Below are 14539 nucleotides of genomic sequence, written 5' to 3'. Positions count from 1 at the left end.
TTTATGGATATAACATCCATCTTAAAACGAATAACTCACTTGAGCTACAATTGCCTTCACTGCTGGGAATAAATCATAGTTCTGTAACTGCCCCGGTAATTGCGTACCATTATTTTCAGGATTTTGCTGATAATACTCAATACGATAACTTAACTCATGTCCACCGGATAAACGCTGACCAAATTTAAGCCCAATGGTATATGCCGTCATATCACCAATACGATAATCTGCGCTGGCATACTCAGGTATGGCATCGCCACTCATTAAGAATGGTCGATAAAACTCAGCAGCCTGCTGTTGGTAATAACGTAAATGTAATTGTCCGTAGATGCTTGGGCTAAAGTAATAGCGATAATGGGTTTCTAACGTATGTGATTGAATATCCCAATCGTCAGTACTGTAACGATATGAAAAATCGACTACACCAGAATCTAAAGCACCTTTGGTAAGTAAAAACACACTGTGTTTCAAGCGTGAATCAGGACGATTTTCATAACGGTAAGCTTGTGTTTGACCATTAGCATCAACTTCACTAAGAATTTTATACGGGTCAGTCATGTAACCAGACACACTGGATAAACCATAGTTAGCCTGCATTAACCAATTACGATTAATAATCTGAGTGACACCGAACATAATATCGCTCGTTTGCTTAGTATCATCACCCGCTAAACGAGTTTGATCAAATGCGGCTTGATAATCGGCATCACTGGCATAATTACCCCGAAACACCATTTGTGACATGGCTACTGGGCGACCGCCAACAGGATCAACCACATCATTACTGAACGCGCCAGACAACGACACCGTCGTGTTGTTTTTATTGAAGCTGCGCTCAAGGCCCGCATTAATCCCCATAGAGAGGTAATCGAACTCTTTAGAGCCGTACACACCGACATTACCCGTCCAATCTTGGTTAAGCACTTCTTGCCAATTAGCGCTTAGCTGTACCCGGGTATCGTGAAAGGTATCGTCAAGCGGCGTTTCACCTGAGCCAACGGTATATTGGCCGTCGCCTGAAGGACGAGTAAAGGTTTGGCTTTCGTCTTGGGCAACCGCACCAGAAGCCGATGCGCCTGTTAAGCTGTCGACTACAATTTTCATGTCTAGGAGTGAAGTTTCGCCAAAGGCTTTTTGCACATTACCAATGGCTTCTGCAGCTTGCACGCGGTCTTGCTCACCATAATACATAATGGCAGCATCGACTTTCCAATCATCATTTGCAGGAGTAGCTTCTGCAGCACTCACCTGTTGATTCAGTAGACTGCAGCTCGCTAACGCCAATGCACTGGCAATATTTTGCTTAGATGTTAGTTGCATCCACAACCTCCACCCGCTAATGAACGCCCACCGCTGGTGCCTTCTTTACTGAAATAAATATGGTCATCTAAGGCAAGATCGAGTTTTTCGCTGTTTAAGGCCATGTCAGCTCTGGCTAATTGATCTTTTTCCCAAGGTTGTACACCTAGGCTTGAACATCCAGCCAAACTACTGACAATGGCTAACGCCACTGCCGCCTTGGCTAAGGGTTGATAAAACGCTTTCGTCATGAGTTTACTCCTGTAACAACATTTGGATTTCTTGCTCGTAGGCGGGGGTATTTTCGGTAAAAAATCCCATGTGAGTTTGTACCAGTTCACCTTTACGGTTAAACATAAAACTACTTGGCATTCCTTGTAACTCAAAGGCTCGAGCAATATCGCCCTCAGGGTCAAAGCGAAGATTAAATTTTCCCGGTAGCTTACTCAGAAACTCATGCGCTAATGCTGTGTCAACATCAAGGTTAATCGCTACAACCTCGAGACCTTGCTGTTGATATTTAGCTTGCATGGCATTCATCCAAGGGAATGATTTGCGGCATGGGCCACACCATGAAGCCCAAAAGTCGACATAAACGACCTTACCGGCAAATTGTTGCAAACTGACAGACTGCCCTTGCAGATCCATCACTTTATTATCTAATGACGGAGCAGCATAAGCAGTAACACTGACTCCAAGGCTTAACGCCAAACTTAACGCGGCAATGTTAAACTTACTTAAGCGTGAAAATAACTTTTTTGACATCATATTTTTGCCTACTGACTGAATATAGGACAAAGTAAGTTACCAAGCTTAAGGTTTACTTAAGTAAACAGATCGAACAATTTAAAAAACTGGCCAAGGCAAATGCTGCCTCGACCACACAATGGTTAAGGTTAACCACCAATCATCTTCGACACTAAACCTTTCTCATGACCCGATTCAGCCACTAAAATACCCGCTAAATGTAAACTGATAAAAGGAATGAAATACCAAAGTGCCAGTACATGTATTGTTTCAGCCTGTCCTTCTATTGATTCTGGGCCAAATTTAAGCAACAAACCGGTTATAACTGACAAGGCGACACCCGCATAAAATAGCCAATAGACCCACGCTTGAAACTTTTGTTTAGTGGTTGCTTGGCGCGAAAAAGGTGATGTGTAATGCAGACCAAATTTAGCCATATAAATAAAACGCGCTAACACAAATACACTGACCGCATAGCCGAAATAAATATGCCACTGAAACATAACACCACGAATACTTCTTGCAATGCTCACCGCTTGCTTATCAGTAATGATGACGTCAATTTTGGCTAAACCTTGATGAATAATCGCGGCCATATGGTTTTTCTCCATCCAGCCAAGTCGCAATAAAACTGTTAATAGCATGACCATCATAGTCAACGCGAGCCCCCAGTGAATGAGACGATGAAGCAGTGGGAAATTAGTCTGTGTTTGCATATAAACCTCGATAGGATTGCGATAATGCGGCTATTATTACGCCGAAATCTTAACAATTACTTATGAATAACAATAATCGAAAAATATTCTAAAACATGACATTATGACAGCATAAAACATTGAAAGAGGTCACACGTGACAACTATTTTGATTAAATATCGCCAAATAGTGTTATTTCTAGCCGGTCTAGGGACTTCATTAGGTGGACTGTATACTTTGTTTCCCCAATGGGCGCTGGAAAACCTAAACCAGCTGCCCTTCTTTGCCAGTGATACAATTTTCATTCAGCATTGGGGTTTTATGGTATTGATGGTGGGATGCAGTTTTTTTATTGCAATGTTTCGCTCAGATTGGGTCAAACCAGTATTTTGGATTGCGCTAATTGAAAAGCTGTTTTTTATTAGCTTAGTATTGAGCAATGCCAATCAACCTTTTGTCGATGGATTTTGGTCATCAATGGTAATGGACATGATTATATGTACCTACATCGCCGCTTACTTATGGTGGTGTCGAACCGCCAGTGAGTTAACATCTTAAGATAGGCAAACTCAATTTAATCGAGCCTATCTGCCGCTGCCGCGACATCGCATTTTTTACAAATAAGGATCATGCCTAATTGTTGTTGTCGACCTTCTACCGTCGTCACCCAGGGGCGAACAGTCCAAGGTGGATTATGGCGTACATGTTGAAAATGGCCACAGCCTAATTCTGCCACCCAATGCTGTTCTTCATCCAGATGATAACCGATAATTTTTTGCTGCATCCTCATTCACCCAATCTTAATAGCAATGCCAATAGCACGGTTAACACCGACAAAAAAGCCTGAACAAGTCAGGCTTTTTAAGCGATAAATAACTTAAGTCAATACGAGGTTACTTAGTACGATCGCGAATATGGCTCATTGCACGCTTACGACGACGCTCTTGACCCACAGTTAACTTTTCAGTTCTACCTTCAAACGGGTTAGCACCTTCGTGGAAACGTAACTGAATTGGCGTACCAACTACTTTCAATGAACGACGGAAGTAGTTCATCATATAGCGCTTATACGAATCAGGTAACTTCTTAACTTGGTTACCATGAATAACCACGATTGGTGGGTTATAACCGCCAGCGTGAGCATATTTCAGTTTCACACGACGACCATTAACCAATGGTGGTTGGTGATCATCTTGCGACATCTGCATAACGCGAGTCAGCATTGAAGTACTCACACGACGTGTAGCACTGTCGTAGGCTTCTTCAATTGACTCATACAAATGGCCAACGCCAGTGCCATGTAATGCAGAGATAAAGTGAATACGGGCGAAATCGATAAAGCCTAAACGGCGATCAAGTTCGCTTTTAACACGGTCTTTGACTTTTTGATCAATACCGTCCCACTTGTTTATCGCAATAACCAATGCACGACCAGCGTTTAAGGTAAAACCTAATAAACCAAGATCTTGCTCTGCTATACCTTCGCGCGCATCGATAACCAATAATACTACGTTAGCATCTTCAACTGCTTTTAAGGTTTTAATCACCGAGAATTTCTCGATAACTTCATTCACTTTACTGCGACGACGAACACCAGCAGTATCAATTAATACGTACTCTCTACCTTCACGTGACATTGGAATATAAATACTGTCACGAGTAGTACCGGGTTCGTCATAAACCACCACACGTTCTTCGCCGAGGATACGGTTAATCAGTGTTGATTTACCCACGTTAGGCTTACCAATAATGGCGAGCTTAATCGGTAAGTTTTGCAGGCGTTCTTGTTCTGCTTCAGCTTCTTCTTCAGTATATTCACGTTCAACTTGCTCGCCTTCTTCGTCGAGTTCGCGAACGATACCCATAGCTTCAGCATAAGGCGTTAGTGCGTAATCAATCATGTTGGTCACACCACGGCCTTGCGCGGCAGCCATTTGGTATACTTCACCTAGACCTAAAGACCAAAACTCACCACAAGCTGAATCGGCATCAATACCGTCGACTTTGTTAGCAACCACAAAAGTGACTTTATCACGGCTACGTAAATGCTGAGCAATCGCTAAATCGGCAGCTGTCATACCCGCACGAGCGTCAGTCATAAATAATACGACATCCGCTTCTTCAATCGCGGCCAATGACTGTTCAGCCATTTTAGTTTCGATCCCTTCTTCGCTGCCATCAATACCGCCAGTATCAACAACGATAAACTCGTAGCCAGCTAAAAATGCGCGGCCGTATTTACGGTCACGTGTTAAACCTGGGAAATCAGCGACTAACGCATCACGAGTACGAGTAAGACGGTTAAATAATGTCGATTTGCCGACATTCGGTCGCCCTACAAGGGCCACTACAGGGATCATGATTTTGCCTCTAAAAAACTTTTCAATAAAAAGCCCCCGGAACGCTTCCAGGGGCTCTAGTAAGGATATTATACCTTAATTAACGCAAAAATAATGCTACGACTTATTCCGCATCAGTTTTGGTATCTTCCTCAGCATTCATTTGCTCTTGCTTGTTCAAGGAAACAATAGCAACTTTACCACTTCGGCCTTGAACATAAATGTTGTCACCCACCACTAAAGGTTGGGCATATAATCCATCACTATCAACTTCAATGCGGCCAACAATGTCACCGCTATTACGGTCAATAAAGTGCAAGTAACCTTCAAAGTCACCGACAACAATGTAATTGTCTATCACGGCTGGAGCGGTTAATTCACGGTTTTTAAGAACCGAATTACTCCATAATTCAAGACCATTGCGACGATCAACCGAATAAATACGGCTATGATCATCAACTAAGTACAGGCCAATACCTGCAGCAGCTAAATCATTAAAGCTTGAATATTTACGTGACCAAACAATCCGTCCGCTGCGAAGCTCCATAGACACGAGATTACCGTTGTAACTCGCAACATAAATATTTTCGCCCAAAATTAATGGCGTCATATCAATATCTGCCATCCGGGTAAACTCATTGGAACCGGTTGGGGTAAATACCGCTTGTTCCCATGCTTGTTGGCCATTACTTTTGACCACAACAGCGACTTTGCCATCTGCTGTGCCTAAAAAGAAACCGCCCGCTTCATAAGCGGCTGAACCTGTACCTCGTAAGGTAAGGTTTGGCAGCTGCATTTCATAGGTCCATAACTTTTCACCGTTATCGATATTAAATGCTTCAAATGCACCTTTACTGGTATTTACTGCAACAACATCTTCTGCCACTGTCGGTGCCGATAATAACTCACCATTAGCTTGAGCAGACCACACTACGTCACCCGTAGCCTCATCTAGCGCAACTAATAAGCCAGTTTCACCACCAACAAAGACTTTGTTACGTGCCGCAGTAACGCCGGCAGCTAAACGAATTCCTTTGGTTTTAATTTCAAGCTTATCTTCAAAGACATCATTAAAGTCTTGTTTCCATAGCTCCTTGCCGCTGGTTTCATCAAACGCAACCACAACACCGCTGCGATCGGCGACAAATAATTTGCCATAACGAACCGCTGGACGAAGTTGCGAGTAATAATCACCTACGCCATCGCCAACACTGGTATCCCAAGTCACTTCAGGAAATACAGTTGCTTGTATATCAACTAATTCACTCACAGGCTCTTCTTCAACATCACTTGAAGAACAAGCAGACATAAGAGCAACACTTAACCCGACGGCAAGTAGATTTTTACACCAAGACTTCATTGGCTAAATTCCTTATGCCTTATTTAGATTGTCTAACTTCATGGTTAGCGCAGGACTGGCTATCGCACCACCATTATCCACGGCTGCTTGATAAGCTAATTTGGCTTTATCCAAATCACCTTGACGCACTAAAAAGTCGCCTTTTAATTCTTCACGTTGCGAAGCAAATGCTTTATCAGTCACTTGTTCTAGTGTGGCTAATGCCATACCAAGATTATTTTGCTCAGCTTGAATACGCGCTAGACGTATCATGGCCACCATGCCTAAACCTGAACCAGGCTCTGCGGCAATTACTTTGGTAAATGAGGCTTCAGCTTTTGCTAAATCACCCGCTTCAACCGCTGATTTAGCGACCATCAACTCGAGTAATGCCTGATAACCTTGCTGATCATGTTCTGATGTAAAGCTTTCTGCCTGAACCAATAACGCTGCAGGGTTAGCTGACTGTGTCACGATAGACTGAAACGATTCGGAAGCTTTTTCGGCTGCCGTCACTTTCATATCAGAATAAGTATTCCAACCATATAGACCACCAAGGCCTACCACGGCACCCACGACAATCGAGGTACCATAATCTTTCCAGAACTGCTTGATAGCATCTACTTGTTGTTCTTCTGTGCTATAAATTTCCACTTGCACTTCCCCTTTGAAATCAATTCTTAAATCAGTTCTGCAATTTTAGTTACGAGTTCACTACGCGTAACCAATTGTTGTTCGTCTTTTGTTCTTAACGGCTTGATAGCCACTTGATTATTCGCGACTTCATTTTCGCCAATGATCAACGCAAATTGAGCACCGCTTTTATCGGCACGCTTCATTTGCTTTTTAAAGTTACCACCACCGCAATGACTCATGACTTTAAGCGTTGGTAACTGTTGACGCAACTCTTGAGCCACTTTAATGGCTTCAACCACACAATTATCACCCATAGCAGTAACATAGATGTCTACTTCAGGGGCAATATCACTGGTTAACTCAAGCGTTTCAAGTAATAGTACAATGCGCTCAAGGCCCATTGCAAAACCAACGGCTGGAGTATCTTTCCCCCCCAGTTGACCGACTAAACCATCATAGCGACCACCCGCCAACACTGTACCTTGAGAGCCCAAACTGGTGGTAACCCATTCGAATACGGTGCGGTTATAATAATCTAAACCACGTACTAAACGTGGATTGATGGTGTATTGGATGCCAACAGCGTCTAAGAGTTCACATAAAGTTGAAAAATGTGTCTTAGTTTCTTCACCCAAGTAATCCATTAATGCTGGTGCGTCAGCTAAAATAGCCTGCACTTGCTGATCTTTAGTGTCCAGTACACGCAATGGATTTGAATACATCCGACGTTTACTATCTTCATCGAGAATGTCTTTATGCTGCTCTAAAAAAGCAATCAACGCATCTCGATAGGCCGCACGTTCAGCGGGATCGCCTAAGGTGTTTAGCTCAAGTGCAACGTGCTCTTTAATCCCTAGCAAGTCCCATAAACGGGCTGATAACATCAATACTTCAGCATCAATATCGGCGCTACCAATGCCATACACTTCAACACCGAACTGGTGGAACTGACGATAACGACCTTTTTGCGGACGCTCATGACGGAACATAGGTCCCATATACCATAAACGTTGTTCTTGGTTGTAAAGCAGACCATGTTCGTTACCCGCACGAACAGTTGAAGCGGTACCTTCAGGACGTAAGGTTAAGCTGTCACTATTACGATCTTCAAAGGTATACATTTCTTTTTCAACAATATCGGTCACTTCACCAATAGAGCGTTTGAAAAGGTCGGTACTTTCTACGATAGGAGTGCGAATTTCGCTATAACCGAATGCACTAACAGATGAACGCAATACTGCTTCGAGTTTTTGCCATATAGGACTTTGGGTAGGCAGAATATCATTCATTCCGCGAATAGCTTGGATTTGCTTTGCCACTGTTAACTTGTCCACTTATTGAATTAGCTTGCGCTAATAAAATGTAAATACACCCTCTGCATCGGCAACTTTAGGTTGTCATGCACAGGATTAAGATTATTCGGTTTTATCGGTTATCGCGATACGGTTGGCCATCATGCTTGCTTTTGCACGGATCTTAGCTTCTAAACCATCGACGATATTGTTATTATCAAAGCGTTCTTTTTGACGCACTCCGCCATCATAATAACCGCTTTTAGCATGGCCACCCGTTAAGCCAATATCAGACACTAATGCCTCGCCTGGACCATTAACGACACAACCTATAATGGACACATCCATTGCGGTGGTAATGTCTTCAAGACGACGTTCAAGTTCATTAACTGTGCTAATCACATCAAATTCTTGGCGCGAACAAGAGGGACAAGCAATAAAATTAATTCCACGGCTACGAATGCGCAAAGACTTTAAAATATCAAAGCCCACTTTGATTTCTTCAACGGGATCGGCTGCTAAGGAAATACGTAAAGTATCACCAATACCCTCAGCTAATAACATGCCTAAACCCACAGCTGATTTAACAGAACCAGAGCGCATGCCACCGGCTTCGGTGATCCCAAGATGTAAAGGTTGACGTATTTGTTTAGCGAGTAAACGATAAGATGCGACAGCAAGAAATACATCTGAGGCTTTTACACTGACTTTAAATTGATCAAAGTTCAAACGGTCCAAAATATCCACATGACGCATTGCCGATTCAAACAGGGCTTCTGGTGTTGGCTCACGGTACTTGTCCATTAGATCTTTTTCAAGCGAACCACCATTCACACCAATGCGGATTGGAATATTTTTATCGCGTGCACATTCAACAACGCTGCGAATACGCTCTTCATTACCAATATTACCAGGATTTATACGCAGGCAATCTGCACCGTATTCAGCCACTTTAAGTGCAATACGATAATCAAAATGAATGTCGGCAATCAAAGGCACATTCACTGACTGTTTAATGATTTTAAACGCTTCAGCTGCATCCATCGTTGGCACAGAAACACGCACTAAATCAGCACCCACCTTTTCCAACGCACGAATTTGTGCAACTGTGGCTTCAACATCATTAGTATTGGTATTGGTCATCGACTGGACAGCAATCGGTGCACCATCGCCAATAGGCACATTGCCCACATATATACGTGTCGATGGTCTGCGAATAATTGGGGATTCGTTATACATGTAAATGTACTCTACTGCAGTTGCTAAAGCATTATGACGCTTTAGGCAGGGTTAATCTTGCTACTCGACCATTGGCAAATTCAGCTAAACTGATTTTATTGCCATCGAGGCTGATACTGGCGACTTGAGGTGCACCTAGGATCACTTTAAACGGTTTTGTACCTTGAACTTCAATTCGCTGAGCTGAATTTTTCACGCCATCAACCATGACTTTACCTGTGGCATCAGTCACATTAACCCAACAATCACCTGAAAGTTCAATGGTTAATACACTTGCACCACTCACTAAACTTGAGCTTGTTGATGCTGCTTGTGCATTATCACTTTCAACACTACTAGGTGAAGTACTGGCTGCATCTTGCGCCGTTTGAATAAGCTTATCTTCAGCATCTATTGCAGCTTGGCTAGGAGCCTCTGCCGCACTCGCACTGGCTTCGTTACTTAGCTCATTACCACTAGACTGTTCAGTTTCGCTTCTAATGAATTGTTGCGGTTGGGCCATGTTACTTCCAGCAGCAATTTCTTCAACGGTTGGTTGAGATAAATCAACACTGGTTATTAACGATGACTTTTGAACCCACCACAATACTAACATGGCGATCAATACGGCAATGATAAGGTAAGTCACAAAATTTAGACGGCTATTACGAGCTTGATGCGTCGTCTTACGTGAAAAACTTTGCATTTCAGGGGCAACAATTTCAGGTAATTGCTGGCTTAAACATAGCTGAATTTTGTTCATATCAGCACTTACTGCACGAGCATAATTTTTAATATAGCCGCGCACATAAGTGGTAGAGGCAATATTATCAAAGATGTCATTTTCAAGATCATTAATGATCTTGGGGCGTAAATGCAGTTGAGTTGCGACGGTCTCAATTGAGATCCCTTTTGCTTCGCGGGCCGCTTTTAAAATGGCCCCAGCAGTAACAACATTTGTTAACAATGACGCGTTCTCTTCGTCTTGTTCTACTTGTTCGAATTCTTTAGTCATTAATTCAAGTTAGCTCTATAATTTTTGGCTTGTGGAGATGCAGGAAACTTCGCAATTAATAAAATGCCAAATCGTTTTACGGCCTCTACATCGTTCGCCGCCCGCTCAATCTTGATCCCTAAGGCTAAACTTTCTGCTGATTCACTAGCAACTCGATGGTATCTTGCGAGTTGTTCGCGCGCATCGCCGTAGTCAGCATCTTCCATGGCTAACTCGGTTAATTCTAATAATGTGACTTTACGTCTTGGATCATACTTTAACGCCATATTAAAATACTGTCGCGCTTTTTCTTTATTACCGGCTTTGCGACTGCATACACCTAAGTTTTCATAACTTGATGCGGTACGGGTATATTGAGGTGTCTCTATGGCTGCAAGAAACATTTTCTCAGACTCGGCAAACTTATTTTGTTGGCACAAAAACACCCCAAAATTGTTACGCGCATCACCCGTCACATCACTCAAACTAATCGCTTTTTTGTATGACTCTTCCGTTCGCTCAATATCGCCAACGGTTTGATAATAATAAGCCATTGCCATATGAACTTCACTGATGTTCGGCGCATATTCAACAGCTTTATTTAAATTATACTTTGCTTGCTCGCTATTACCACGCTGTAGATAAGTCAGTCCTAGTTGCATACGTTCTCTAGCAGCTCCCTGCTTATCAAACTGACGTTCAGCTACAGGGGTATCAGTACCACTGTAAGTACGCTCAGTAACACAAGCAGTGGCAGACAAAGCCACTAAAGTCATTAAACAAACCTTTTGCATTCCATGCTTCATTTATAAGCCTATTATCTATGCAAACAACGAGTTATTCCATTGTGACTGAAATCTGACTCTGTTGCATTTGTTTTTTTGCTAAACGCTTTGTTCTATCACGAATATCACCGGCTAATTGACCACAAGCAGCATCAATATCGTCACCACGCGTTTTACGCACAATCACGGTTAGACCATGTTCCATTAACACTTTAGAAAAACGGTCAATGCGTGAGTTCGATGAACGGCCATACGGAGAACCAGGATACGGGTTAAACGGAATTAAGTTAATCTTACATGGCGTATCTTTCATTAAGATAGCGAGTTCATGTGCTTGATCTGTGCTGTCATTTATATGATCAAGCATTACATACTCAACCGTGACACGGCCACGATTTGCATTAGACTTTTCTAAATAGCGACGAATACCCGCTAAAAACTCTTGCAATGGGTATTTTTTATTCACCGGAACGAGCACATCACGTAACTTATCGTTAGGCGCATGGATACTGACGGCTAATGCCACATCGATGACATCACCTAATTTATCAAGTGCAGGTACCACACCCGAGGTTGATAATGTCACTCGACGCTTAGATAAACTAAAGCCAAAATCATCTAACATAATGTCCATAGCAGGGATAACGTTAGCAAGGTTAAGCAAAGGCTCGCCCATCCCCATCATCACTACGTTTGAAATTGGTCGATCGCCAGTGTCTTTATGGAAACCTAAAAATTGCGACACCCGCCAAACTTGACCGATGATTTCAGCGACCGTTAAATTACGGTTAAAACCTTGCTGACCAGTAGAGCAAAAAGTACATTCTAAAGCGCAACCTACTTGTGATGATACACACAAGGTCGCTCGGTCTTCTTCTGGAATATAGACGGTTTCGACTTCTTGGCCCTGACCAACATTAATAGCAAATTTAATGGTCCCATCAGCAGACTTTTGGAAATTAGAAATCTCAGGTGCGACAATTTCGCATCGCGCTGCTAATTTACCACGCAATACTTTATTTATATTGTTCATTTCTTCGAAGTCAGTAACGCCAAAGTGATAAATCCACTTCATTAACTGATCGGCACGAAACGGTTTTTCACCCATCTCGCTGAACAATGCTCGCAGTCCTTTACGATCAAGATCTAATAAATTGATTTTCTTTTCACTCATCTGCCTAACCTCAAACACCAAAACCTTTAACAGGGCGGCAAATTATACAGATGCTGGCCAAGATTAGCTAGTAATCAAATAGCCTTGTTATCGCATCAAAAATCAAACATTCACCTGGTTTGACGCCCAACATGAGTAAAATAATGTTAGAATCGATTTCCAATTAAAGAGGGAAATTATGAAGCAACGCTACACATTAACTTTAGCCCACATTAATGATACCCACTCTAACTTTGAACCCAGCCCCGTTCAGTTTAGCCTCGAGAATCAACAAAAAACATATACCCTCGAAGCACGTTCTGGCGGATACGCACGTTTAGGTTATCAAATTGAACACGCCAGGCAACAAGCAGCAATCAAACAGTCGCCTTTTATTTTTTTGCATGGTGGTGATAGTTTTCAAGGGACATTATATTTTAGAGAGTTTAAAGGTGCAGCCAACGCGCATTTACTAAACTTACTCAAACCTGATGCTATGGTAATAGGTAATCACGAAGTCGATGCAGGCAATAGCCCAGTTCAAGCTTTTCTAAACCGTATCGATTTTCCGGTACTTGCTGGCAATATGGACCTCAGCCAAGAAGACCGACATAAATCGGGCCGACTTTATGGCCATCCAATGCTGTACGATTTTGATGACTCAACTGAAACAGCCAAAGTATTAATTAAGCCATTTCATGACACTAAGTTAGCCATTATTGGTATTACATTAGATCAAATGCGCTTAATTGCACGGCCCGATCCTGACACCCACTTTGCCAACGCCATCGACACGACTTTGCGGACAATACAACGCTTACACCAGCAGGGTATCTATCACATCATAGTATTGAGCCATTTAGGCTTAGATCAAGATCGAGAACTTGCCGCAAAAGTTGATGGGATCAGCTTAATTGTTGGCGGTCATTCTCATACACTGCAAGGTCAACTGAGTGATATTGGTTGGAGTAATATTCCTTATGCAGAAACGATTAATTCAACGCCTATTTTACATGCAGGTAAATATGCAGAAACAATTGGCTTGGCTGAAATATGTTTTGATCAACATGGCAAAATAGTTGAATTACAGGGCAATAACTATTTTATGGTCGATGAAAACATCACAGTAACCACCAAAGACGGTCATGCCACAGACAGTAATACTGCCGCAACCTTAGTCAAACAACTTTTTGCTCATCCGAGTATTAAAGACGCACAACATGATGAACATATTCACTCAGTAATCCATACTCAATACAGACCATCATTAGATGCGATAGAAAATCAAATCCTTGGCCATATTCCTCGCGATTTTGTCCATACTCGCTTACCAAGTAAACACTTACCTCATGGCAGTGAAATCGCCCCCTGGGTCAGTCGAAGCATGTATAAAGCGGCTAAAAATATTGAACCAACAATAGATTTTGCCTTGCACAATGCTGGTGGGGTAAGACAGTCACTGAACAAAGGCCAATTATCTTTAGCCGATGTTGTGGGGCGCATTTTGCCCTTTGAACTCCCTCTTACCTTATATAAAATTCAAGGTAAATACGTTATCGAAGCATTAGAGTCCGCGATAAACTCCGCGACCAATAACGGCATAATGGGTACAGGCGCAGGCAGTTTCCCCTACCCTTATGGCTTGCGCTACTTTTATGACGGTAAGCAAGCTAAAGGCTTAAGGATAACTCAGATTGATATCTACAAAGACGATCAATGGCAAACACTAGAACCTAATAAGCTGTATTTGGGAGTATCAAGTTCTTATACTGCTGCAGGTAAAGAAGGATACGAGGCATTATTACATGCTCATTGGCAGCAACCCATTAGTAATCAAACACTACCTGAAGCTTTTATCGATTTTGTAAGCCAGCATGGACACCTTATTACTGGGCAACTATTTGCTAATGTTCACTACATTAGCCATCACGATTAAATCAACTAGTGATAATACCTAGCCACTGGCACACTCAAACGCTGCCAGCGGCTTTTACGACTTTGTCAGCCGGTATCGACAACTTAAGAGTGGGCAACTATTTGCT

At 42.5% G+C, this 14539-nt stretch carries 15 protein-coding genes; 2 read left to right on the top strand and 13 right to left on the bottom strand.

All coding sequences use genetic code 11. The annotated features are described in order from the left end of the window. Window positions 1–21 precede the first annotated feature (21 nt). The 4 genes from H5123_RS10805 to H5123_RS10790 all read right to left on the bottom strand — a co-directional run bounded on the left by H5123_RS10805 (window position 22) and on the right by H5123_RS10790 (window position 2762). Window positions 22–1320: a DUF3570 domain-containing protein gene (locus H5123_RS10805; RefSeq protein ID WP_182697967.1), complete on the bottom strand. Its 1299-nt coding sequence runs from the start codon at window positions 1318–1320 to the stop codon at window positions 22–24. Continuing rightward, complete coding sequence (locus tag H5123_RS10800) at window positions 1311–1550, bottom strand: DUF4266 domain-containing protein (protein ID WP_124016856.1); 240 nt, start codon at window positions 1548–1550, stop codon at window positions 1311–1313. Before H5123_RS10800 ends, H5123_RS10805 begins: the two co-directional genes overlap by 10 nt. 4 nt (window positions 1551–1554) lie before the next feature. Continuing rightward, on the bottom strand, window positions 1555–2064 hold the full coding sequence (locus tag H5123_RS10795) for a TlpA disulfide reductase family protein (protein WP_124017011.1): 510 nt from the start codon (window positions 2062–2064) through the stop codon (window positions 1555–1557). Window positions 2065–2195: 131 nt separating this feature from the next. Then, window positions 2196–2762, bottom strand: coding sequence for a cytochrome b/b6 domain-containing protein (locus tag H5123_RS10790; RefSeq protein ID WP_182697966.1), 567 nt, complete (start codon window positions 2760–2762; stop codon window positions 2196–2198). Window positions 2763–2897: 135 nt separating this feature from the next. On the opposite strand from H5123_RS10790, the gene H5123_RS10785 reads away from it, so the two are divergent. Next, the gene (locus tag H5123_RS10785; RefSeq protein WP_182697965.1) at window positions 2898–3299 is read left to right on the top strand and encodes a hypothetical protein; all 402 of its coding nucleotides are present in this window, start codon (window positions 2898–2900) and stop codon (window positions 3297–3299) included. A gap of 16 nt (window positions 3300–3315) precedes the next feature. On the opposite strand, the gene H5123_RS10780 is transcribed toward H5123_RS10785, so the two are convergent. The 9 genes from H5123_RS10780 to H5123_RS10740 all read right to left on the bottom strand — a co-directional run bounded on the left by H5123_RS10780 (window position 3316) and on the right by H5123_RS10740 (window position 12518). Further along, window positions 3316–3525, bottom strand: a complete 210-nt coding sequence (locus H5123_RS10780) for a DUF3565 domain-containing protein (RefSeq protein ID WP_182697964.1) — start codon at window positions 3523–3525, stop codon at window positions 3316–3318. Between the two features lie 109 nt (window positions 3526–3634). Beyond that, the gene (der, locus tag H5123_RS10775) at window positions 3635–5101 is read right to left on the bottom strand and encodes a ribosome biogenesis GTPase Der (RefSeq protein ID WP_011636594.1); all 1467 of its coding nucleotides are present in this window, start codon (window positions 5099–5101) and stop codon (window positions 3635–3637) included. A gap of 103 nt (window positions 5102–5204) precedes the next feature. After that, window positions 5205–6440 carry an outer membrane protein assembly factor BamB gene (gene bamB, locus H5123_RS10770; RefSeq protein ID WP_124016852.1) on the bottom strand — a complete coding sequence of 412 codons (1236 nt, stop codon included), beginning with the start codon at window positions 6438–6440 and terminating at the stop codon, window positions 5205–5207. 12 nt (window positions 6441–6452) lie between these two features. Then, complete coding sequence (locus H5123_RS10765; RefSeq protein ID WP_124016851.1) at window positions 6453–7073, bottom strand: tetratricopeptide repeat protein; 621 nt, start codon at window positions 7071–7073, stop codon at window positions 6453–6455. Window positions 7074–7099: 26 nt separating this feature from the next. Then, complete coding sequence (hisS, locus tag H5123_RS10760; RefSeq protein ID WP_124016850.1) at window positions 7100–8374, bottom strand: histidine--tRNA ligase; 1275 nt, start codon at window positions 8372–8374, stop codon at window positions 7100–7102. Between the two features lie 96 nt (window positions 8375–8470). Next, the gene (gene ispG, locus H5123_RS10755; RefSeq protein WP_182697963.1) at window positions 8471–9586 is read right to left on the bottom strand and encodes a flavodoxin-dependent (E)-4-hydroxy-3-methylbut-2-enyl-diphosphate synthase; all 1116 of its coding nucleotides are present in this window, start codon (window positions 9584–9586) and stop codon (window positions 8471–8473) included. Window positions 9587–9617: 31 nt separating this feature from the next. Continuing rightward, window positions 9618–10580: a RodZ domain-containing protein gene (locus H5123_RS10750; RefSeq protein ID WP_182697962.1), complete on the bottom strand. Its 963-nt coding sequence runs from the start codon at window positions 10578–10580 to the stop codon at window positions 9618–9620. Continuing rightward, on the bottom strand, window positions 10580–11365 hold the full coding sequence (gene pilW / locus H5123_RS10745) for a type IV pilus biogenesis/stability protein PilW (RefSeq protein ID WP_182697961.1): 786 nt from the start codon (window positions 11363–11365) through the stop codon (window positions 10580–10582). Before pilW ends, H5123_RS10750 begins: the two co-directional genes overlap by 1 nt. A 31-nt stretch (window positions 11366–11396) precedes the next feature. Next, entirely contained in the window at window positions 11397–12518 is a 1122-nt protein-coding gene (locus tag H5123_RS10740) for a bifunctional tRNA (adenosine(37)-C2)-methyltransferase TrmG/ribosomal RNA large subunit methyltransferase RlmN (RefSeq protein ID WP_124016846.1), read from the bottom strand. Between the two features lie 178 nt (window positions 12519–12696). Here H5123_RS10740 and H5123_RS10735 point away from each other — a divergent pair, with 178 nt between their 5' ends. Then, the gene (locus H5123_RS10735) at window positions 12697–14433 is read left to right on the top strand and encodes a bifunctional UDP-sugar hydrolase/5'-nucleotidase (RefSeq protein ID WP_182697960.1); all 1737 of its coding nucleotides are present in this window, start codon (window positions 12697–12699) and stop codon (window positions 14431–14433) included. Window positions 14434–14539: the final 106 nt, after the last annotated feature.

Source organism: Shewanella sp. SR43-4, assembly GCF_014163845.1.
Lineage (GTDB): Bacteria > Pseudomonadota > Gammaproteobacteria > Enterobacterales > Shewanellaceae > Shewanella > Shewanella vesiculosa.
The sequence above is the reverse complement of the archived record's forward strand: the minus strand, read 5'-3'. Positions and strand labels throughout refer to the sequence as shown.